Genomic DNA, 21,367 nt, shown 5'->3' with positions numbered 1-21,367 from the left:
CTTTCCTGCCGCTCAGCCGCCGCCATCTTTTGGCCGGAGGTGTGAGCCTGTTCATGGCGTCTGCTGCCCGGGCTGAGAGTGCTACGCCTGCCCGGGTTGTCTGCCTGGATTACGGCCTTGCCTCGACGCTGCTGGCCTTCGGGGTCACGCCTCTGGCGGTCGCGTCTCTGGCCGATTGGGACAAATGGGTGGAAGAACCGCGTATGCCGGATGGTGTGATCGATCTCGGCTCGTCCTGGGAGGTCAATTTCGAACTGCTGATTGCCCTGAAGCCCGATCTGATCCTGTCGACCGCCTTTAACGATCCGCTGAAACCGCGACTGGAAGCCTTGGCACCGCTGTTTCGCGCCAGCGTCTATGCGCCTGACACCACCGATATCCTGACGGCCTCTTACAGTGCGACGCGGGATCTCGCCAAGGTCATGCGGCTGGAGGCGAGGGCCGAGGCCTTTTTGGCCGAGGCCGATGCGTTTTTCGATGCCTGCCGCGCCCGCCTTGCCCGGCTCAATGCACCGCCGGTGGCGCTGGTCAATTTCATGGATGCCCGCCATGTGCGGGTCTATACGGCGCCTGGCCTCTATCACGATGTTCTCCAGCGGCTGGGCCTCACCAATGCCTGGCAAAAGCCCGGCAATTACTGGGGTTTCGAGCTGATCGGCATCGAGACCCTGGCGACGATCGCCGATCCGCGCGCCCGGCTGATCGCTTTCGAGCCTGTTCCCGCCGATGTCATGCCGACCTTGGCGAAAAGCCCGCTCTGGCAGGCCTTGCCGATGGCAAAGCCGGAGCGCTTCGCCGTCCTGCCCTCGACCCTGATGTTCGGGATGGTGGTCGAAGCCATGCGCTTCGCGCGCCTGCTGACCGATTACCTGGACAGTCAAGCATGAATATTCTGTTCTCTTCCAGACCGTCCTATCTCGGTCCGCTCCTCGTCACCCTGCTGCTCGCCGGTCTTGGGGGCCTGATGGCCTGGCACGGCATTGCGCCGGTGCTGGCGCGGCCTGAAAATGCGGGTTACGATATCGACTATGCCGTGCTTTACAACGCCACCCTGCCGCGCATGGCGATGGCGTTGATTTGCGGGGGCGCACTATCCTTGTCGGGCGCGCTGTTCCAGCAGGTGCTGCGCAATCCGCTGGCCTCGCCAACCACGCTTGGGGTTTCAGCCGGGGCGAATCTCGCCATCGTCCTGGCGCTGTTGCTGTCGCCGGGCCTGCTGGGGTTTGGCCGTGACATGGTGGCGCTGGCCGGAAGCGCTATTGCGGCGGGCCTCGTGCTGCTGATGGGGCTGAGGCGCGGATTTTCACCGTTTTCGCTGGTTATGTCCGGGCTGGTGGTCAGCCTGTGGTGCGGGGCGCTGTCGAGCGTGCTGGTGCTGCTCAATGAGCGCTATCTGGTCTCCCTGTTCATCTGGGGTGCGGGATCGCTCGCCCAGCAAAGCTGGGCCTTGCCGCTCGCGCTTCTGCCCAAGGTCGGGCTGGTGGCCGTCGCCGCCGCGCTGCTGCTGCGGCCGCTGGCGCTGGTGGAACTGGGCGAGGCGGGAGCCACCGCGCTCGGCGTCAAGACCGGTCATCTGCGGGCGGCGGCTATCGCGCTTGCCGTGCTGCTGGCGGCCTTCGTCACCAGTGCGGTCGGGGTCATCGGCTTTATCGGTCTCGTTGCGCCAACGCTTGCCCGGCTGACCGGAGCGCGGCGCTCCGGCGCCCTTTTGGTCTGGTCCACGTTGATCGGCGCGGCCTTGCTGTTCTTTGCCGATAGTGCATTGCTGCTGCTTGCCGATCAATTCAGCGATATGCTGCCGACCGGGGCCGTCACCGCCTTGTTCGGTTCGCCGCTGCTGCTGGTGCTGCTGCCACTGTTGAAAACCCGGCATCGGATCATGGTCGAGCGGGTGCCGAAGCCTCGGCACTTCGCCTCGACGCGGACGGTCCTGATCGTCGGGCTGATCGGTGGCGTGATGCTGATTGCCATGGCGCTGCTGTTCGGGCGCAGTACCGTCGGCGATTGGGCTTTTCTGTCCCCCTCGCTTTACAGCGAAATTCTGCCTGTGCGCTTTCCTCGGGTGTTGGCGGCCTTTGCTTCTGGCGCCATGCTGGCGGTGGCCGGGTTGATCCTGCAACGGCTGACCGGCAATGAAATGGCCAGTCCGGAAGTGTTGGGCATCAGCGCCGGAGCAACCTTCGGGGTCACGGTAGCGGTGTTCTTTCTGGCGGCGCCAAGTCTTGGCACCCAGCTCGGTTTTGCTGCGGCGGGCTCGCTGACCGTGCTGGCAGTGATTTTCCTGTTTGCCGCTCGGGCTGGTTTTGCGCCGGAGCGGGTGCTGCTGGCAGGTATTGCGCTCAGCGCCATGGTCGATGCCGTGGTCGGTGTGCTGGCGGCGAGCGGCGATCCCCGCGCCACCTTCCTGATGCGCTGGATGAGTGGCTCGACCTATAATGTCACGATGACGAGTGCCATCACGGTGACGATCATCGCCGTGGCTCTGGTGGTGGTTGTCGCCCTGCTGCGCCGCTGGCTGGACCTGCTGCCGCTGGGGCCGTCTGCTGCGGGCGCACTCGGCGTGCCGCTCGCAACGGCCAGGCTTTTACTGCTGCTGTTGGCAGGCGCACTCAGCGGTGCGGCTACCCTGACGGTCGGCCCCTTGAGTTTCGTCGGCCTGATGGCGCCGCATCTGGCCCGAGAGGCCGGATTGCTGCGCGCTGGGCCGCAACTGACCGGTGCCGTGTTAATCGGTGGCGTGCTGATGATGATGGCCGACTGGATTGGCCGGACATTGGTCCACCCTTACGAAATCGCCGCTGGCCTAGTCTCGGCGCTGATCGGCGCGCCGGTGCTGATCCTGCTGATGCGCCGGAGGGCGTGAAGGGCTTTACCTGCCTTTACCCGCAGATTTCCAGGAAGCCAGCAAGGGAATAAGCGAGCAAAGGGTCAATTGCGCCTTCAAGATCACCGCCAGTGATCGCGCCGCCTGTTAATCCGTCTATACGAGCAACGCCAGAGAATACCGACACCATCAATGCCGCGGTAAACATGAACGCCCGCGCCACACTATGTCGCGGCGCTTGTGGCAAAGCAGCATTAAGCGCCTCGATGAACAGCTGGGCAGTCTCGTCCATGTGTGACTGGAGAAGCGGCAAGTGCCGGTTCGATTGGCTGATCTGCGCGATTAGCCTTGCATAGCTCGCCCATCCATTTTCGCTACTGGTTGCAAGCTCCAGATAGGGCCGCACGAAGGCCGATAGAATTTCGGCAACGATGTCACGTCCCATCCCAGTTGGGACCTTGCTGAGCGCGTCTTGACGGCATGTGTTGAGAACCACCATCCGGCGGGCAATCACGGCTTCGAACAACGCCTCCTTGGTTCCGAAATGGTAGTGGAGGAGGTTAAGCCGCACATCGGCTTTATCGGTGATCGCTCTGATCGACACCGCATCGTACCCGAGGTCAGCAAATAAAGCTTCCGCTGCGTCCAGAATACGTGTCGCAGTGATGCTCTTCACGGACATGTGACAATCTCCTATATTGATTAGGTCGTTCGACCTACCTAATTATCGAATGCGCAGATCAATGTCTGCGGAAACGTAATTGCAACAAGGATTAGAGCCCATGTCAGTCGGTGACAATGAACAATTCAAGACGAACCGGAGAACGATAATGGCTGCCATGGGCGGACTGATGGGCGCTCTTGCGGCTTCTTCCACGGCGGTGGCCGCAGCAAAGCCCGCCCGAAAGATCGTTGATATTTCGATGGTGATCGAAAACGACGTGCCGTCCGATCCCCCGGGTCTTGACCCCAAGATCACCTATCACGGCCACAAGGAAATGGCGTCGCAGATGGCGGCCTATTTCCCCGGCCTCAAGCCGGAGGATCTTCCCGATGGCGAGGGTTGGGCCATCGAGGAGATCCGGCTGACGACGCATAATGGCACCCATCTGGATGCCCCCTATCACTACCACTCCACGATGGACGGCGGAAAACGCGCCATCACCATAGACGAAGTGCCGCTCGACTGGTGCTGCCGCCCCGGTGTCAAGCTGGACTTCCGCCATTTGGCCGATGGTCATGTTGTAACCGCCGCTGAAGTGGAGGCCGAACTGGCGCGAATTGGTCATGAGCTGCAACCGCTTGATATCGTTCTGGTCAACACCTCGGCGGCGGCCCATTACGGCAATCTCAGCTATCTCTCCAGCGGTTGTGGGATGGGTCGCGATGCGACACTCTACCTGTTGGAGCGCGGGGTCCGTGTCACCGGTACGGATGCGTGGAGTTGGGATGCGCCATTCAAGTATACCGCTGAGCGCTATGAGCAGACCCATGACACGAGCCTGATCTGGGAGGGGCACCTTGCCGGCATGACCATCGGCTATTGCCATATGGAAAAACTGCAAAAGCTCGAAACCCTGCCCTCGACAGGTTTCGAAGTCTCGTGCTTTCCCATTAAAATCCGTGGCGCTTCCGCAGGCTGGACTCGCGCGGTTGCCTTTATTCAGGAGTGACGATGGCCCAACCAGTTTCGAAATCGCCTCTCGCTGACTGGATCCAGGGCACGTGGTCCCTGGAAACTTTTACCAGCATGGATGACGCGGGCACTGTCGTGGACGTGATGGGCCCAAACGTCAGTGGATACATATCCTATGCGGCCGATGGCTGGATGTCGGTGCAGATCATGGCGGCAGACCGCAAGCTCTATGATTTTCCAGAGATATCGGGTGGAAAGGACGATCAATTGATTGCCGCAGCCACGAGCTATTTTGCCTATGCAGGTCGCTATGCGATCGATCCACAGACGGCAATCGTTATCCATCATCTGCAATTCAGCTTGTTGCCCAACTGGGTTGGCGGGCATCAGACGCGGTACATAGAGCGCTCATCCGACAATGTGCTCATTCTCAGCGGCGACCCGACCCCACTCGACGGTAAGCAACAGGTGGCACGGCTGCGATGGCAACGCGTCAGATCGATCAATTGAGAGGACGGTAGCCTCTCGACGCTGGACGAGTACAGCGTCTTTGCCGGACTGAATGACGAAGTGCAATTTAAATGCTTAAGCACATCCGCGACGCTTGCGGATTATCAGGCGTCCTGACCTGAGGAGGCAAGCGTTCGCTTCTCCTGGGCAAATTGGGACCTGGACTCTATCAGGGTCAAGTTGAACCAGACAAACTCTACAACGCCATTCGCCATATATGGCGCACGGCGCTGTAGTTTGCTGTGCTCTGGTGAGGCTTGCCGTTACCAGGTATATTTAAGCGTCCCCAGCACTGTACGGCGGTCGCCGTAGTAGGAGCTGCCGTAATAGGTGGTGGTGACGTATTTCTTGTCAAACAGGTTCTTGGCATTGATGGCGAAGGTGACGTTTTCGGTCACCTTGTAGCTCGCCATCGCATCGACCACGGTATAGGCATCGACCTTCACGGTATTGGCCGAATCGCCGTAGCTGGATCCGACATACCGGACACCGCCGCCCAGCGTCAGGTCGCCGCGCCAGCCATCGCCGGGAATGGTATAATCGACCCAGGCCGAGGCGGTGTTCCTCGGAACACGCTCAGGCCGGTTGCCTGCATTGCCGCCGGTACCGTCTTCCTTGATCTCGGCATCCCAGTAGGAATAGGCAAGCGTCATGTTCCAGCGGTCGTTGAGCGCCACCTTGCCCTCCACTTCCACGCCGCGCACCCCGACCTTGCCGATCTGGCGCTGTAGTATGGGGGTGACGTTGGAGGGAACATTGGTTTGGGTTATGTCGAACAGGGCGACCGTAAACAGGGCGTCGAAACTGTCGGGCTTGTATTTCAAGCCGATTTCATACTGTTCGCCTTCCTGCGGCTTCAGTGAGCCGCTAACGGAATAGCCATTGGCGGTTGGTGTCACCAGCGGCTGGAAGGACGTGGAGTAATTGGCATAGGCAGCAAGTTCCGGCGTGATCTTGTAGCTCAAGCCAATCCGTTTGGTGAAGGCTTCTGAGGTATTATTATCTGATGAGCCCGCTTTGGAAAAGTAGTCGCTATTTGTGCCGGGGCTTAGGTAATCCGCGGTAGTATTGACATAGTCATAGCGCCCGCCGAGCGTCAGGATCCAGCGGTCATCCAGCGTCAACTGTTCCTGCGCGTAGATACCGAGCGCCTTCTGCTTGACCTTCCAATCGAGATAGGGATCGAGAGACACACAGGAGCGACCGCAGAACACCGGATCGTTCATGTCGATGCCTGGGGCCGAGCCATAGCCAATAACTTCATGGGTGCTGTCATAGGAATAGTCGACACCCAGCAAAGTCTTGCTGTCGAGGCGATCCGTGCTGGTGTCATATTCCAGCTGGTTGTCGATGGCGAAGCGATCCGCCACGCCGTCCACGGCATAGGCCGTCCGATTGGCGCTCGAATCCGTGCTGGCGCCATAGACTGTCTCATAGTCCAGGTCCACATGCGAGTAACGGGCATTCTGCCGGAAAGTCAGACCCTCGGTGATCTCGTGGCGAAACTCGTAGCCGACATCCTTCTGGATGGTGTCGAATTTGTTGAAGTCCGGCTCGCCGTAGAACCGGGTCGTGTCGACGTCAAGACCAGCAGGGAAGCCCAGGGCCGGTGTGGTGTTGCGCTTGTTGTAGTCGGTGAGGAAGGTCAGCGAGGTGCTCTCGTCCGGGCTGATGGTCAGAGCCGGTGCGACGTAGATGCGGTCATCGTTGGAATAATCCGAGCCCAGGTCGGCATTCTGCCATTTGGCGGTGACGCGGTAGGTAAAGACACCTTCCTTGTCGAGCGGCCCACCAAAATCTGTGCCTGTTTCGATATGGTTGTCGCCGAAGGTGGTATAAACCTCGGCATGGAATGTGTCGGTCGGATGCTTGGTGACGGCATTGATCATCCCGCCCGGACCGTTGAGGCCGAACAAGGTGGAAGTCGAGCCTTTCAGCACTTCCACCCGTTCCAGGCCGTAGGGCTCGGTGCGGGCTGCGGTAAACCAGGCGGGAATGCGCGCACTCAGGCCATCGCGATAGATGCCGAGTGTCGTCGTGTCGAAGCCGCGAATACGATAATAGTCGTAGCGATCGTCGGAGCCGAATTCATCGACAACCACACCGGACGTATAGGCTACGGCTGCCTGCATGTCGCTGACGCCGCGCGTTTCCATTTCCTTCATGGTGACAACGGAGACAGCCAGGGGAATGTCGATGATCGGTGTATCGGTCTTGCTGCCGACAGTCGTCTCCTTGGCGACGATATTGGCATCCGGGCCGGTGGCCGAGGCTTTGCCCTGAACGGTAATGGTCGAGAGCTCCGTATCTTTCTCTTGCGACCAGGCTTGCGAGGCGGCGGCAATCAGCGCCAGGCCGGCAATACTGCCGAGCAGCAATTGTCCATGTCTGGACATCGTCCGGTTCGCAGCCTGCGCGCGTCCACCGGCCCCCTTCGTCATTTTCGTCATGCTCCGCCTTCCTTCATGCTGTCGGCGTGAGGAGATATCCCGTCTCCGTCACAGGCGGACAATATGAACTATACAAACGGAGTCAACTTTAAAATTGGCAAATCCACGAAGGTTTTATTTGTTTAAAAATGCCTTTAAAAGATATGGCTTTTAGAAGTTTTCAGGGAAAACCTAGAGTCTGTCTGGCTCAATCTGAACCTGACAGACTCTCAGTGAAGTAGATGCCGGGATGGAAAAAGGTCAGCAAAATAAAACCAGTCATGACTGATATTTAAAGGTCTGGTTTTTTGAAGAATGGTAGCGGGAGGCGGACTTGAACCGCCGACCTTGGGGTTATGAATCCCACGCTCTAACCACCTGAGCTATCCCGCCGCACCTCAAGGACTTTTGCTTGTCGAGAAAGCTGTCCGAAGCGATGGGCGGCTTATAAGGCGAGCGTCGTTGCAAAGTCAAGCAGGCAAAATGCAAAAAAGGACCGCCGGGGGCAGTCCTCTTGCAATAAGCGGCTTTTACCTTGGGACAACAAGCGGTTAGGCAGCTTGTGCGCCCGCCAGAAGCGCCTTCAGGAAGGTCTCGGCTTCGGCCTGGCGTTCCGAGCGTTCGATAAAGCCGCCGCCATAGACGCGGGCGTCAGCACCTTCGCCCGAATAGAGCACGCAGGCCTGGCCCGGCGCAACGCCAGCTTCCCCCATGTCGAGGTCAACATAAATGCCGGTTTCATCGGCATGCAGATGGGCCGGAGCAGGGGGACGGGTGGAGCGCACCTTGGCAAAACAGGCAAAACCGCCGCTTGCCTCATCCTCGATGGCGCGGTCGCCCAGCCAGTTGATGTCGCGCAGATAGACGCGGCGGGTTTCCAGCGCTTCACGCGGCCCGACGATGACCCGGCGCGACCGGGCGTCCAGATAAACGACGTAAAGCGGCTCGCCGGTGGCGACGCCGAGGCCTTTGCGTTGGCCGATCGTGTAGTGCAGGATGCCTTCATGCTGGCCCAGAACCCGACCATCGAGATGGACGATATCGCCGCTCAATGCCGCGTTTGGCTTCAGCTTGTTGATGATATCGGCATATTTGCCCTGTGGCACGAAACAGATATCCTGGCTGTCGGCCTTTTGTGCGACGACGAGGCCCATGTCCTCGGCCAGTTTGCGGGTCTCGGCCTTGGACAGGCCGCCCAGCGGAAAGCGCAGATAATCGATCTGTTCCTGGGTGGTGGCAAACAGGAAGTAACTCTGGTCGCGTTCGCTATCAATCGGGCGAAACAGGGCGCGGTGGCCCGGATCGTTCGGCAGGGGCGTGGCGCGTGAACGTATATAGTGGCCGGTGGCCAGCGCGTCGGCCCCAAGCTCGCGGGCGGTGGCCAGAAGATCGGCGAATTTGACCGTCTGGTTGCAGGCCACGCAGGGGATCGGCGTTTCACCGGCGATATAGCTGTCCATGAACGGATTGATCACGGTGTCGCGAAAGCGCTGTTCGTAATCCAGCACATAGTGGGGAATGCCCAGCGTCTCGCAGACCCGGCGCGCATCGTCGATGTCCTGACCGGCGCAACAGGACCCAGCCCGGTGCACGGCGGCACCATGATCGTAAAGCTGGAGCGTAATGCCCAACACGTCATAGCCTTCGCGTTTCAACACTCCGGCCACGACAGAACTGTCGACGCCGCCTGACATGGCGACGACAACGCGGGTATCTTCCGGTCTCTTGTCAAAATCCAGCGTATTCACGGGGCGCGTCATTTCTCAAATGTCTGCGAGAAGACCGTTCTCGGCTGCTGCTGGCGGGCCTTGAGCACCGCCATGGGCAGGAAGAAGCGGATCATTCACAATGCAGCTTGCACGATGCAGCTTGGCTTATCATTCTATCAGCCAATTCCCGCCCGATATAGAAACAATTGGCCGTGCAATCAAGACCGGTGTTTTCATGTCCGTTATGGTGGGGCTTCTGCCGCTCAGATAGCATCCAGCTCGGCCCGGTGCCGCTGCATGGCGAGAAAACGCGCATAGTCACGGTCGTAAATCTCTTTCATATCCGGGTTCGGCACTACAAGCCGCCCTGGTTCAGCCATCGCCGCGCCTGCCTCAGCAAGGCCGGGATAAAGCCCGGCGGCGCTGGCGGCATTGATGGCGGTGCCAATCAACACGGCATCGGTGCCGTCGGCCACCACCAGTTCGCAGCCGGTTGCCGCGGCGTAAAGCTCGACCAGAAGCGGGTTTTTGACATGACCGCCGGTCAGATGCAGGCGCAGCGGGCCTATACCGTCCTTGCCGAGCGTCTCGACGATCTGGCGCAGGCCAAGCACAATGCCGACGCAGGCGCGCCAATAGAGGCGGCAGAGGCCGTCAAACGAAGCATCCAGCGTCAGGCCGGAGATGGTTCCGGTCAGGTTTGGGTCGGCGAAGGGCGAACGGTTGCCGTGAAAATCCGGCAGGACGTTGATTTTCTGTCCGAAAGACGCGCCTTCCTCGGCGCGCAATGCAGCGATCCGGTCAATAATGCGGCGATGATTGTCGATGCTCGGCTCGCCGCCCTCCGCATGGCTGCGCACAATATGGTTGAGAAGCGCGCCGGTTGCCGATTGTCCGGCCTCCACCAGCCAGAGATCGGGGAAAATCGCCCCGAAATAAGGCCCCCAGAGGCTGAAACCGTAAAAGGGCTGGGGCCTGAGCGCAATCAGGCAGCTGGACGTGCCGCCGATCATCGCGACATGGTTGAGGTCAGGGTCGGAGAGATCCGTCGATCCCAGCACGCCAAGCGCGCCTGCATAGGCATCGACCATGCCGGCGGCAACGGGAATTCCGGCCATAAGCCCCAGCGCGTCTGCGGCTTTCGTGCTGAGCGCACCGACACTTTTGCCGACAGCAACCGCCTCTTGGGGCAAGCCTGCGCGGGCCACCAGATCATCCAGCCCGACGTGATCCAGAAAATCCTGCTGCCAGCCGGGTTTGCTGTGGCCGAAAAACGTCCATTTCGATGTCAGGGTGCAGAGCGAACGCGCCGGGCTGCCCGTCGCCTTCCAGGTGAGGAAATCAGCGAGATCGAAGGCGGAGCCGAGCCTTTGCCAGAGATCCGGGCGATGACGCTTCAGCCACATCAGCTTGGGGATTTCCGCTTCCGGCGATATCACCCCGCCATTGTGGTGCAGCACAGGATGGTCGATGCGGCTGCATTCTTCGGCTTCAGCCGTGGCGCGGTGATCCAGCCAGGCAATGGTGTCGAAACCATCTTGCCCATTCAGGCAGAGTGGCTGGCCGCTGCTGTCAAGCAGTACCAGCGAGCAAGTGGCGTCGAAACCGATACCGGCAATGGCTGCAGGACCGATACCGGCCTCGGCAAGGGCTGCCTTGACCGCGAAGCAGCAGGCCTCCCAGATATCCTGGGAATTGTGTTCGCCACGCTCATCGCTTGGGCGTGAAAGCAGGATCGGGTGTTCGCGCCGGGCCAGCAAGCGACCGGTGCGCGTCACGACACCGGCACGCGCACTGCCGGTGCCGACATCCACCGCAATCAGATGATCTCGCATGATGAATTTGTTTCCGCCCTAATGCTTTCAGTCCGTCCCAAAATGGCCGCTGACGGGCTGCAAAAGGCAATTTCTGCGCTGAGCTTGATGCATTCGCATTTCCGGACGAAAAACCACTTCGTACTTTTTCTGGAAATGCTTGTGCTCACGTCCTTGAGTACGCTCCGCTCTGGTTCTCGAAATCACCATTTTCGCCACGCCAACAGCAATTTTGGAACAAACTGTCATAAAACAAACTGAACCAGATTGGCCATGACGTCAAATTTGGCGTCTGGCTTCAGGGCGTCAATGCTGCCGTGGTAGCTTTCGCCTGTCGCATGGCCGCCGCCGGTGAAGGCTAAGGCGCGCATACCAGCGGCGCGGGCGGCGGTGAGGCCTGCGGGGCTATCTTCCACCACCACGCAATGGTGTGGATCGATCCCCATTTTCTCGGCGGCATAGAGGAACAGATCCGGAGCGGGCTTGCCGTTCTTGACCATGGTGGCGCTGAAAATATGCGGTTCGAAACGCTCGATCAGGCCGGTGACGCTGAGAGATAGGGCGATGCGATCCGGCTGACTTGAGGAGGCCACGCACCAGCCAACGCCCGCCTTGCCCAAATCGTCGAGCGCGGTATGCAGACCGGAAATCGGCTTCAAATCCTGCCGAAAGCGTCGATACAGATGGGTGCGCAGGCTGGTGAGAAAGGTGTCGCCAATGGCGAACGAAAACTCCTCGTGGGCCACCTCCACTACCGTTGCCATGCTGCGGCCAAGGAAATTGCGATAGACGTAATCCTCGTCAATCGCCACACCGGCTTTTTCAAATTCGGCCACCATGACCTCGACCGAGATCGGCTCGCTATCGACAAGCACGCCGTCGCAGTCGAAAATCACCAGCTTGGTGGCCGGGTCATGCATCATCTTATCCTTTATGCCGCTGCAAGATGCCCATCGATGTAGCTTTGCAGGGTCTGTGCTGTGCCATGGGTGCGAAGGCTTGAGAGTGCCTTTGCAAAGCGCGTCTTGAACAGCTCATTTTGCCCCACGGTGCCGAAAATATCGTCCAGCGTCAGGAATAGCAGCGGATCTTGTCGTGACGCAATGGCGGTTTTTTGCAGACGATCAGCGTTGGCATCGTTGAACACAATCGGCTTGCCGCTATCGGATATGCCCTCGAAATAATGGCACCAAAGGGCGGACACCAAGGCCAGTCCGGTAACATCCAAACCCTTGGCGAGACGATCCGCTGTCGATGGCAGAATGAATTTTGGCTGACGGTTGGATCCATCCTGCGCCAAGCGCGGAATGGTATCGCCGATTTTAGGGTTGGAGAAGCGGCTCTCGATCAGCGTTGCATAATCCTGCAAGCTGGTGTTGGGCACGGGCGGCACTACCGGGATGATTTCATCATGGGTCAGCTTGGCAAGAAAAGCGCGGATCAGCGGATTTTCCATGGCTTCATGGACAAAGTGAATGTCCATCAGCGCGGCTGGATAGGCAATGGCCGCATGGCCGCCATTGAGAATGCGCAGTTTCATCAACTCATAGGGTGCGACATCTTCCACGAAGGTCACGCCAACCTCTTCAAAGGCAGGGCGACCGAGCGGGAATTTGTCCTCCAGCACCCATTGCTTGAATTCCTCGCAAAACACTGGCCATGCATCATCAATGCCGTAGGTGTCGCGGGTGATGTCGATTTCGCGTGGGCCGGTGGCGGGGGTGATACGGTCCACCATGGAATTGGGGAAGGCGACGTGGTGGTGAATCCACTCGGCAAAATCGGGATCGGAGAGTTTGGCAAGGCCAATCACGGTGGCTTCCGTGACCTCGCCATTGCCGGGGATGTTGTCGCAGCACATCACGGTAAAGGGTGGGATATTGGCGGCGCGGCGGGCCTTGAGGCCTGCGATGATCAGGCCAAACACGGTTTTGGGCTGATCGGGGTTTTGTGCATCGGCCATAATGGCCGGGTGTTTGGGGTCAAAATGCCCGGTGGCGGGATCGATGAAATAGCCGCCTTCGGTGATGGTCATGGAGACAATGCGAATGGCGGGGTCTGCAAGCTTGGCGATGATGCCGTCAAAATCCGGTGCCGCGATCATATCCACCATCGGCCCGGTGACGGTGGCGGCACTCTTGGCCACATCCTGTTCCACCACCGTGGTCAGGTAGTCTTGGCCTGCCAGCTTGTCTTTCATCGTGGCGTCAGAGGGAAGCACGCCCGCGCCGACAATGGCGAAATCGAGGTCCTTGCCGAGGTTGAACAGCTCATGCAGGTAAACCGCTTGATGAGCGCGGTGGAAATTGCCAACGCCGAAATGGACAATGCCTGATGTGAGGGCCTCGCGGGCGTAGGTTGGAATGGCAGCCTTGGCGGCGGCGTCGGGCAGGGTGGAAAGGGAGAGTTTTATGGTCATTGGGTTAGGTCCTGAATGAATTTTGGGAAATGGGTGGGGGCTAGGCCGGGGTACCCCCCTCTGTCCTGCCGGACATCTCCCCCTCAAGGGGGGAGATCGATGTGTGGACATGCCGAGCCCTATTTTTGATTTTGTAGCTTAGAGCCGATGCGGCATTGTAATGAGGGTGAGGGGCGTGCTCCAAGTGGATCTCCCCCCTTGAGGGGGAGATGCCCGGCAGGGCAGAGGGGGGTGAATCCCACGCACGACACATTATGTCACTCGCACCATCACTCATCTCAGCTCATCCAATTGCCGCCATCGACGTTGTACGTCTGGGCCACCACATAATCGGCCTCACTTGACGCCAGAAAAATCGCCATCCCCGTGAGGTCCTGTGCAGTCCCCATGCGCCCAAACGGAACAGCCTCACCCACCAGCTTTTTCTTCTCGCCGGGGGCGCGGTTCTCATGTTTGGCAAACAGCGCATCGACTCCATCCCAATGCTCGCCATCGACCACGCCGGGGGCAATGGCGTTGACATTGATGCCATGCTTGATCAGGTCTAACCCTGCCGATTGGGTGAGCGAAATAATCGCCGCCTTGGTGGCGCAATAGACCGCAACCAGCGCTTCACCGCGCCGTCCGGCTTGGCTTGCCATATTGATAATCTTGCCGCCCTTGCCACGGGCAATCATCGACTTTGCCGCCGCTTGCAGCATGAAGAGTGAGCCAGCCACGTTGATGGAAAACAGCCGATCATAGCTCTCGCGTGTGATGTCCACGATGGGCGCAAGATCAAACAGGGCGGCGTTGTTGATGAGAATGTCGAGGCCGCCAGTTTTCTCTTCTACGGCCTTGATGGCGGCATCAATGGAGGCCTGATTGGTCACATCCAGATGCACGGCATAGGCTTTTTCGCCAATGGCTTTGGCGGTTTCCAATGCCCGTTCCATATTAATGTCGGCAATGGCAACCGTGGCACCCTCACGCACATAGGCTTCCGCAAAGGCGCGGCCAATGCCACGAGCCGAGCCGGTAATCAGGGCGGATTTTCCGTCTAACCTGCCAGTCATGCTGACGCCTCCTTCTCATTTAGGCCCTGCTCATTGAAACGATGCAGGCGGCTCTCATCCGGGGTGATGAACACCGTGTCGCCATGGCGGGCAGTGAAATCGCCATCCGCGCGGGCGGTGAGGTGGCCAAGGCCTTCAACATCGACATGCAAATGGGTGTCGGAGCCAAGATGTTCGGCAATCGTCACCTTGCCTTTCCACGCGCCATCGGTGGTGGAAAGTGTGACATGTTCCGGGCGCACGCCGATGGTTGTGGCTCCATATTTGGCAGCGGTCTCGCCGGAAATCAGGTTCATTTTCGGAGAGCCAATAAAGCCTGCGACAAACAGATTTGCGGGTCGGTGGTAGAGATCCATCGGCGAGCCGACCTGTTCGATATTGCCCTTGTTCAGCACCACAATCTTGTCGGCCATGGTCATGGCTTCGACCTGATCGTGGGTGACGTAGATCGATGTCGCGCCCAGCTTCTGGTGCAATTCGGTGATCTCCAGCCGCATGTTGACGCGCAACGCCGCATCCAGATTGGACAGCGGCTCATCAAACAAAAAGCACGAGGGTGAGCGCACAATCGCTCGGCCAATCGCCACGCGCTGGCGTTGGCCGCCGGAAAGCTGGCGCGGCTTACGGTCGAGATAATCCGTGAGGTTTAGGATGCGGGCGGCATCCGTGACCTTCTTGTCAATCTCGCCCTTATCCATGCCCGCCATTTTCAGCGGAAAGCCAATGTTGGAGCGTACGCTCATATGCGGGTAAAGCGCATAGGACTGGAACACCATGGCAAGGCCGCGTTCAGACGGTTTGCGGTCTGTGGCGTCGGTGCCATCAATGAAAATCTTGCCGCCGGATGTGTCCTCCAGTCCGGCAATCAGCCGCAGCAGGGTGGATTTGCCGCAGCCGGAGGGACCAACAAACACAACGAATTCGCCATTGTTGATCTCCAGATCAATACCGGGAATAACCTTATGCTCGGCAAAGGCTTTCGAGACGTTTTTAAGCTGAATACTGCCCATGGAAAAATTCCTTTTACTTGACCGCGCCAAAAGTCAGTCCGCGCACCAGCTGTTTCTGGCTGAACCATCCGAGCACAACGATTGGAGCAATCGCCATGGTGGAGGCAGCCGAGAGCTTGGCGTAAAACAGGCCTTCGGGGCTGGAATAGGAGGCGATGAAAGTGGTCAGCGGTGCCGCCACTGATGTGGTGAGGTTGAGGGTCCAAAACGCCTCGTTCCACGACAGAATGATGTTGAGCAGCATGGTCGAGGCAATGCCCGGCACCGCCATCGGCGTCAGCACATAGATGATTTCTTTGATCAGGGATGCGCCATCCATGCGAGCGGCTTCGAGAATTTCGCCGGGAATTTCTTTAAAGTAAGTGTAGAGCATCCAGATGATGATCGGCAGGTTGATCATGGTCAGCACGCCGACCAGACCGATGCGGCTATCGAGCAATCCGCCATCGCGAAACAGCAGATAGATCGGGATCAGCGCGCCCACGGGCGGCATCATCTTGGTGGAGAGCATCCACATCAACACATCCTTGGTGCGCTTGGTGGGTGAAAACGCCATGGCCCATGCGGACGGAATGGCAATGGCCAGCCCCAGAAGCGTGGAGCCAAAGGAGATGATCACCGAGTTCATGAAGTGGGCAAAATAATCCGAGCGGCCCTGCACCTCGACATAGTTTTCCGTGGTCCAATGGAAGAACAAAAACACCGGAGGCGAGGCGATGGCATCGCCCTCGCTTTTGAAACTGGTGAGGAAGGTCCACAGGATCGGGAAGAACAGCAACAGGCCAATCGCCCATGCAATGAGGGTAAAGGTCAGCTTACGCTTGGTTGAAATTGCGCGTGCCATTGATCAGCTCTCCAGGTTCTTGCCGATGAGGCGGATCAGGAAAAGGGCAACGATATTGGCCAGCACCACAGCCACGATGCCACCTGCGGAGGCTCCGCCAATGTCAAATTGCAGCAGGGCCTGATTGTAGATCAGATAGGTCAGGTTGGTGCTGTCGGTGCCGGGTCCGCCATTGGTGGTGACGAGAATTTCGGCAAATACCGAGAGCAGGAAGATCGTCTCAATCAGCACCACCACGGTGATGGCGCGGGCCATATGCGGCAGGGTGATATAGATGAATTTCGAGATCGGCCCCGCGCCATCCATCTCGGCGGCTTCCTTTTGCTCTTCGTCTAGGGATTGCAGGGCGGTGAGCAGGATCAGCGTTGCAAACGGCAGCCATTGCCAAGCAACAATGATGATGATCGACAACAGCGGAATGGTGGCCAGCCAATCCAGCGGCTCCAGCCCGACTGCGCGAAAGGCGAAGGCAAACAAGCCATTGACAGGGTTCATCAGCATGTTTTTCCACACCAAGGCGGCCACGGTTGGCATGATGAAAAACGGCGAAATCACCAGAATGCGGACAATGCCTTGGCCAAACATCGGCTGATCCAGCAGCAGCGCCAGCGCAATGCCGCCAATGATGGAAATGGCCAGCACGCCACCCACCAGTATCAGCGTGTTGGTCAGCGCTGCAAAGAAGGCCGGATCGGTGAGGAAATATTCGTAATTCAGCAGGCCGACGAAGTCATGCACGCCGGGCATCAGCAGATTATAGTTCAGAGTTGAGAAATAGATGGTCATGGCCAGCGGCACAATCATCCATGCAAACAGCAGGATAACCGAAGGGGCCATCATCCATCGGGCCGAGGAATGGGTATGGGTCGTCGCCATGTCTGCCGCGCCTCTTGGGGTGTTGGGGTTTTAGTTGTTTCGGTGGAGTGGGTGCACATCTGACCCAGATACAATGTAACGCAGTGCCAGCCGCCCCCTCATCCGGCTGCCGCCACCTTCTCCCCCCACTTTACATAGGGAATGGGGAGAAGAAGGATGGAGCCGCAGCGTTTCGGTTTTCCTCTCCCCAGCGGGGAGAGGTCCGCCGAGCGTAGCGGAGGCGGGGTGAGGGGGCCGCTTGCACTGACGTACATTGTGGGCGAGATGGCGGGGGTAACCCCCGCACTCACCCCTTACTTCTTTGGATAACCCGCCTTCTTCATCTCACGCTCGGTCAAGGTCTGCGCCGTCTTCAACGCCTGATCCACCGTGGTCTGACCGGCAAGAGCCGCCGAGAATTGCTGGCCAACGGCGGTGCCGATGCCCTGAAACTCTGGGATAGCCACATATTGCACGCCCTCATAAGGCACGGGCTTGACGGTGGGGTGCTTGGGGTCTGCTGCGTTGATGCTATCAAGCGTCATTTTCGCAAAAGGTGCGGCCTTCTGGTAATCAGCATTGGCATAAAGCGAGGTGCGGGTGCCCGGAGGAACATTGGCCCAGCCATCCTTTTCGGCCACCAGCTTCAGGTAATCCTTGCTGGTTGCCCAGGCGATGAACTTTTCAGCCGCTTCCACCTTCTTGGACCCAGCCGGAATGGCGAGGTTCCAAGACCACAGCCAGTTGCCGCGCTTGCCAAGTCCATTATCCGGCGCCAGCGCAAAGCCGACCTGATCAGCCACCTTGGATTCCTTCGGGTTGGTCACGAAGGATGCTGCCACGGTGGCATCAATCCACATGCCGCATTTGCCGGTCTGGAACAAAGCGAGGTTTTCATTAAAGCCGTTGGATGAGGCACCGGGAGGGCCGTTCTTCTTCATCAGGTCCACATAGAACTGAAGGGTCTTTTTCCATTCGGGCTGATCAAACTGTGGCTTCCACTGCTCATCAAACCAGCGGGCACCAAACGAGTTGGACATGGCGGAGAGGAAAGCGATATTTTCGCCCCAGCCAGCCTTGCCACGCAGGCAGATGCCGTAGACTTCCTTAGACTTGTCAGTGATTTTGTCGGCGGCTTCCTTGATGAAGTCCCAAGTGGGGGCTTCCGGCATTTTCAGGCCTGCTTTTTCAAACAGATCCTTTCGATACATCACCATCGAGCTTTCAGCATAAAACGGTGCGGCATAGAGCTTGCCATCGACGGTGAGGCCCGAGCGCACTGGCGGCAGAAGATCGGCGGCGTCGTAATCCTTGTCGGCACTCAGCTTGTCCAGGGGTGCCAGCCAACCTTGCTTGCCCCAGATGGGGGCTTCGTAAATACCTATCGTCATCACGTCATACTGGCCACCCTTGGTGGCCACATCGGTGGTAACCTTCTGGCGCAGCACGTTTTCTTCCAGCGTCACCCACTTCACATCAATGCCGGGGTTCTTGGCTGTAAAATCATCCGTCAGCTTTTGCATGCGGATCATGTCGCCATTGTTGACGGTGGCAATCGTCAGCGTTTCGGCAGAGGCCACGCCAGCCATGGCGAAGACCGAGCACGCGCCCAGCAATAGTGTTTTCAATGTCATTTCTTCCTCCCAGAAGACCAAGTGGAACCCGGAGGCCCCTTGAGGGTCTGCCGACGGGCCACTGGTAAATCAACCGATAGACCTTGATCTTACTCGCGATCTAATGAGCATTCGCTTTACTCATGGGCAAATACTCACATTATGCCACGAAATGTCAATCGCAATTCGTTGCTGCACTGCCGAAGTCAGCTGCGAATCCACGCGCAGTAAACCGATCAATGCCGTTGAGGGGGCGGAAACTAAAGGGATTTTGAATATTTTAAATTTATCAGCCACTTGAGATTGATTTTCGTCATCTGGCTGTTGGTGTCGGTAGCAGCGGGTTGATAAACAGTCGCGATCAAAAAATACCGTGGGCCGGAGCGTGAAGCCATCTTAACAGGTCAAATTCCATTAAATTAAATTTATTTAAGTTATCTAATTTAGCATAGTATTTTTATATAACATATTAATAAATATTTTTTAATAATTTTCAAAATTCAATAATAGTTAATATACAATCGATTGTTATTATTATTTTTTGATAAATAAATTGACTCTTGATAATATTATATTACCCTTTCGAATTGTGTTGTTTTCGCTGGGGGGCGATGAGCATGATTTTCGTGGGGTATTTCTTCAATCGGCTTGTTTTGCCGATGGCTTTTCTTGTCTTTTTGTCTGTATCGTCGCACGCCATGGATGTTGGCGAGGCGCGTCATCTTTTGCAGCGGGTTGCCTTTGGTGCTAGTCCTGCTGAAGTTGCCGCCTTGGTTGAACTGACGCGCGAAGAGGCGGTTGATCACTTTCTCGACAGTCTTGATCATCCGGAGTTTCCAGAGCCGCCGCCGTTTGTTTCCCGGCCAAGGCCGGATTACTGGGCGAGTGGCTGGGAAAGCCGCGACATGATCTTGCAGCATGTGGCGGAACGCGATCAGATGCAGGCGGTGTGGATCAGTCATATGATTGCCACTCCTACGCCTTTTGCTGAAAGACTGGCGTTGTTCTGGCATGGTCACTTCGTATCGCGCTTTGATCCTGGCCGGGTTAGTGCGCCGCTCTTCGATCAAATCGCGCTGTTTCGCCGGGAAGGTGGCGGTAATTTTCGGGTCTTGCTACGGGATGTCCTGCGCGATCCGATGATGCTGACCAGCCTGGACAATGTCTGGAACACCAGCAGCCATCCCAATGAAAACCTGGCGCGTGAACTGATGGAATTGTTCACGCTTGGCATTGGACACTATGACCAGCGTGATGTGCGTGAAGTTTCCCGGGTCCTGGCTGGGCATGGCGTGGATTTCGAAGGTGGCTGGCGCTATCGCTTCGCTGTCGATCAGGCTGATACCGGGGAAAAGATCGTTTTGGGCCAGCCTATTGCGGCGGGCAGTCAGGATCAGATCGACCGCCTCACCGATATTCTCCTGGCACAGCCGCAAACCGCCGAGTTTATTGCCGGTAAATTTTATGCGGCCTTCGTTTCGATCCGCCCGAACCCTGAGGCCACCAATCGGCTTGCGGGTGTCTTGCGCGATCATGATTACGAGCTGCGTCCTTTCTTGCGCGCCTTGTTGCTCAGCCCGGAGTTCTGGAGCCCTGCCAACAGGGGGGATCTGGTCAAATCGCCGATCGACCTCGTCGTCGGATTTTGCCGCAGCTTCGGTCTGAACCCGCCGGACGCGATGGTTTTGGTAACCTATCTCGACAAGCTTGGGCAGACACCGTTTATGGCACCCTCCGTTGCCGGTTGGCGCGAGGGGACGTCCTGGCTGAACATGAAGACCCTGGTGCTTCGGCGGCTTGTGGTCTCCAGGCTTTGGGATGCGCTGCGGGTTGCTGATCGCACCCCCAAGCAAGGCGATCTCGCCGTCCGTTTCAGCTCGGAATTCATCATGGTGCCGACCGTCTTTACCGTGCGTGTCAATGGGGCTGAGGTTGCCACCGTCAGGCAAACCATTGGACTGGACCTGCAAAAGCAGCGCAACCAGGGCGATAATGGCGGTTTGAAACCGATGTGGGAAACCGCAATCATCCCGGCAAAAAACCTGCCCGCGGAGATCCGCAGTGTCGAGATAACTCATGTTTCCAACGATCCTGACAGCCGCCTGTTCGTCAATTGGGTCGAGGTTGCGGGACGTCGCTATCCGCCGCAGCTCAGCCGCTGGAGTCCGTCGGATGCGCCTTGTGCGGGTGCACCGCGTGGCATGTTCTACTGCAATGTCGGTCTGGTGTTCGATATAGCGCCTTTCGATACGCAGCAGGCGACGATCGATGATCTGCGGGCCGATCATAACAGTCACATTGAATATACTACGGCGCGGTTGCAACGAGAGGAAGTTCGGGATGCCCCGCCGCCTCTTGAGCAGGCATTCGATATGATGATGGCGCGTGTTGGCGAGGGTTCTGTCAGCCGTGAGAACCTTGCCGGGCAATGGCTTCTGGGGCGGCCTGTCTTGTCTGCCCGGGCGGAAAAGCCAGCACTCGTTCCGTCCGTTGCCCAGCCTGTCGCTCAACCGATTGCCATGATGATGCAGCCTGCCGGTAATACCGGCACTGCTGAACGAGGTGCGGCGCTGATCGATCTTCTCAGGTCGATGACGACAGATCCGCAATACAACCTTAAGTAATTTTTTCACCATTATAATTCGGGGG

At 58.0% G+C, this 21,367-nt stretch carries 16 protein-coding genes and 1 tRNA gene; 5 read left to right on the top strand and 12 right to left on the bottom strand.

The window, feature by feature from the left end:
• The first annotated feature begins 5 nt into the window (after positions 1-5).
• Both FS819_RS11995 and fhuB read left to right on the top strand, forming a co-directional pair.
• On the top strand, positions 6-887 hold the full coding sequence (locus tag FS819_RS11995) for an ABC transporter substrate-binding protein (RefSeq protein WP_409050022.1): 882 nt from the start codon (positions 6-8) through the stop codon (positions 885-887).
• Positions 884-2,863: a Fe(3+)-hydroxamate ABC transporter permease FhuB gene (fhuB, locus tag FS819_RS11990; RefSeq protein ID WP_156546990.1), complete on the top strand. Its 1,980-nt coding sequence runs from the start codon at positions 884-886 to the stop codon at positions 2,861-2,863. Before FS819_RS11995 ends, fhuB begins: the two co-directional genes overlap by 4 nt.
• 16 nt (positions 2,864-2,879) lie before the next feature.
• Here the strand turns inward: fhuB and FS819_RS11985 are convergent, their stop codons facing one another.
• Positions 2,880-3,506 (bottom strand): TetR/AcrR family transcriptional regulator, encoded by a 627-nt coding sequence (locus FS819_RS11985; RefSeq protein ID WP_156546988.1) that lies wholly within the window; start codon positions 3,504-3,506, stop codon positions 2,880-2,882.
• Between the two features lie 157 nt (positions 3,507-3,663).
• On the opposite strand from FS819_RS11985, the gene FS819_RS11980 reads away from it, so the two are divergent.
• Both FS819_RS11980 and FS819_RS11975 read left to right on the top strand, forming a co-directional pair.
• Positions 3,664-4,497, top strand: coding sequence for a cyclase family protein (locus tag FS819_RS11980; RefSeq protein ID WP_234624532.1), 834 nt, complete (start codon positions 3,664-3,666; stop codon positions 4,495-4,497).
• Positions 4,498-4,499: 2 nt separating this feature from the next.
• A complete protein-coding gene (locus FS819_RS11975; protein ID WP_156546985.1) occupies positions 4,500-4,970 on the top strand; it encodes a lipocalin-like domain-containing protein in 471 nt (156 codons plus the stop codon).
• Between the two features lie 263 nt (positions 4,971-5,233).
• Here the strand turns inward: FS819_RS11975 and FS819_RS11970 are convergent, their stop codons facing one another.
• The 11 genes from FS819_RS11970 to FS819_RS11920 form a co-directional block, all read right to left on the bottom strand.
• Positions 5,234-7,411, bottom strand: a complete 2,178-nt coding sequence (locus FS819_RS11970) for a TonB-dependent siderophore receptor (protein WP_409050021.1) — start codon at positions 7,409-7,411, stop codon at positions 5,234-5,236.
• A gap of 304 nt (positions 7,412-7,715) precedes the next feature.
• Positions 7,716-7,792, bottom strand: a tRNA-Met gene (locus FS819_RS11965).
• Positions 7,793-7,950: 158 nt separating this feature from the next.
• Entirely contained in the window at positions 7,951-9,147 is a 1,197-nt protein-coding gene (mnmA, locus tag FS819_RS11960) for a tRNA 2-thiouridine(34) synthase MnmA (RefSeq protein WP_174111885.1), read from the bottom strand.
• Positions 9,148-9,371: 224 nt separating this feature from the next.
• Entirely contained in the window at positions 9,372-10,943 is a 1,572-nt protein-coding gene (locus FS819_RS11955) for an FGGY-family carbohydrate kinase (RefSeq protein ID WP_156546979.1), read from the bottom strand.
• 224 nt (positions 10,944-11,167) lie between these two features.
• Positions 11,168-11,842, bottom strand: coding sequence for an HAD family hydrolase (locus FS819_RS11950; RefSeq protein WP_156546977.1), 675 nt, complete (start codon positions 11,840-11,842; stop codon positions 11,168-11,170).
• A gap of 11 nt (positions 11,843-11,853) precedes the next feature.
• On the bottom strand, positions 11,854-13,341 hold the full coding sequence (locus tag FS819_RS11945) for a mannitol dehydrogenase family protein (protein WP_156546975.1): 1,488 nt from the start codon (positions 13,339-13,341) through the stop codon (positions 11,854-11,856).
• Positions 13,342-13,619: 278 nt separating this feature from the next.
• Positions 13,620-14,396, bottom strand: coding sequence for an L-iditol 2-dehydrogenase (locus FS819_RS11940; RefSeq protein WP_156546973.1), 777 nt, complete (start codon positions 14,394-14,396; stop codon positions 13,620-13,622).
• Positions 14,393-15,406 (bottom strand): ABC transporter ATP-binding protein, encoded by a 1,014-nt coding sequence (locus FS819_RS11935; protein WP_156546971.1) that lies wholly within the window; start codon positions 15,404-15,406, stop codon positions 14,393-14,395. The genes FS819_RS11940 and FS819_RS11935 overlap by 4 nt, the downstream gene beginning before the upstream one ends.
• A gap of 13 nt (positions 15,407-15,419) precedes the next feature.
• Positions 15,420-16,250, bottom strand: a complete 831-nt coding sequence (locus FS819_RS11930) for a carbohydrate ABC transporter permease (protein WP_156546969.1) — start codon at positions 16,248-16,250, stop codon at positions 15,420-15,422.
• A 3-nt stretch (positions 16,251-16,253) separates the two neighbouring features.
• Positions 16,254-17,126 (bottom strand): carbohydrate ABC transporter permease, encoded by an 873-nt coding sequence (locus FS819_RS11925; RefSeq protein WP_070166617.1) that lies wholly within the window; start codon positions 17,124-17,126, stop codon positions 16,254-16,256.
• 293 nt (positions 17,127-17,419) lie between these two features.
• Positions 17,420-18,739: an ABC transporter substrate-binding protein gene (locus FS819_RS11920; protein ID WP_156546967.1), complete on the bottom strand. Its 1,320-nt coding sequence runs from the start codon at positions 18,737-18,739 to the stop codon at positions 17,420-17,422.
• A 590-nt stretch (positions 18,740-19,329) separates the two neighbouring features.
• On the opposite strand from FS819_RS11920, the gene FS819_RS11915 reads away from it, so the two are divergent.
• A complete protein-coding gene (locus tag FS819_RS11915; RefSeq protein ID WP_234889300.1) occupies positions 19,330-21,342 on the top strand; it encodes a DUF1800 domain-containing protein in 2,013 nt (670 codons plus the stop codon).
• The last annotated feature ends 25 nt before the right edge of the window (positions 21,343-21,367 follow it).

This window comes from Allorhizobium sp. Av2 (assembly GCF_021462805.2).
In the GTDB taxonomy this organism is placed as follows: Bacteria; Pseudomonadota; Alphaproteobacteria; order Rhizobiales; family Rhizobiaceae; genus Allorhizobium; species Allorhizobium vitis_G.
The sequence above is the reverse complement of the archived record's forward strand: the minus strand, read 5'-3'. Positions and strand labels throughout refer to the sequence as shown.

Bases quoted from the DNA above. Each gene is read 5' to 3' on its own strand.
- FS819_RS11955 (WP_156546979.1), bottom strand. From the start codon at position 10,943: ATGCGAGATCATCTGATTGCGGTGGATGTCGGCACCGGCAGTGCGCGT.
- FS819_RS11985 (WP_156546988.1), bottom strand. From the start codon at position 3,506: ATGTCCGTGAAGAGCATCACTGCGACACGTATTCTGGACGCAGCGGAA.
- FS819_RS11935 (WP_156546971.1), bottom strand. From the start codon at position 15,406: ATGGGCAGTATTCAGCTTAAAAACGTCTCGAAAGCCTTTGCCGAGCAT.
- FS819_RS11970 (WP_409050021.1), bottom strand. From the start codon at position 7,411: ATGACGAAGGGGGCCGGTGGACGCGCGCAGGCTGCGAACCGGACGATG.
- FS819_RS11980 (WP_234624532.1), top strand. From the start codon at position 3,664: ATGGGCGGACTGATGGGCGCTCTTGCGGCTTCTTCCACGGCGGTGGCC.
- FS819_RS11940 (WP_156546973.1), bottom strand. From the start codon at position 14,396: ATGACTGGCAGGTTAGACGGAAAATCCGCCCTGATTACCGGCTCGGCT.
- FS819_RS11945 (WP_156546975.1), bottom strand. From the start codon at position 13,341: ATGACCATAAAACTCTCCCTTTCCACCCTGCCCGACGCCGCCGCCAAG.
- fhuB (WP_156546990.1), top strand. From the start codon at position 884: ATGAATATTCTGTTCTCTTCCAGACCGTCCTATCTCGGTCCGCTCCTC.
- FS819_RS11950 (WP_156546977.1), bottom strand. From the start codon at position 11,842: ATGCATGACCCGGCCACCAAGCTGGTGATTTTCGACTGCGACGGCGTG.
- FS819_RS11975 (WP_156546985.1), top strand. From the start codon at position 4,500: ATGGCCCAACCAGTTTCGAAATCGCCTCTCGCTGACTGGATCCAGGGC.
- FS819_RS11920 (WP_156546967.1), bottom strand. From the start codon at position 18,739: ATGACATTGAAAACACTATTGCTGGGCGCGTGCTCGGTCTTCGCCATG.
- FS819_RS11930 (WP_156546969.1), bottom strand. From the start codon at position 16,250: ATGGCACGCGCAATTTCAACCAAGCGTAAGCTGACCTTTACCCTCATT.
- FS819_RS11925 (WP_070166617.1), bottom strand. From the start codon at position 17,126: ATGGCGACGACCCATACCCATTCCTCGGCCCGATGGATGATGGCCCCT.
- FS819_RS11915 (WP_234889300.1), top strand. From the start codon at position 19,330: ATGAGCATGATTTTCGTGGGGTATTTCTTCAATCGGCTTGTTTTGCCG.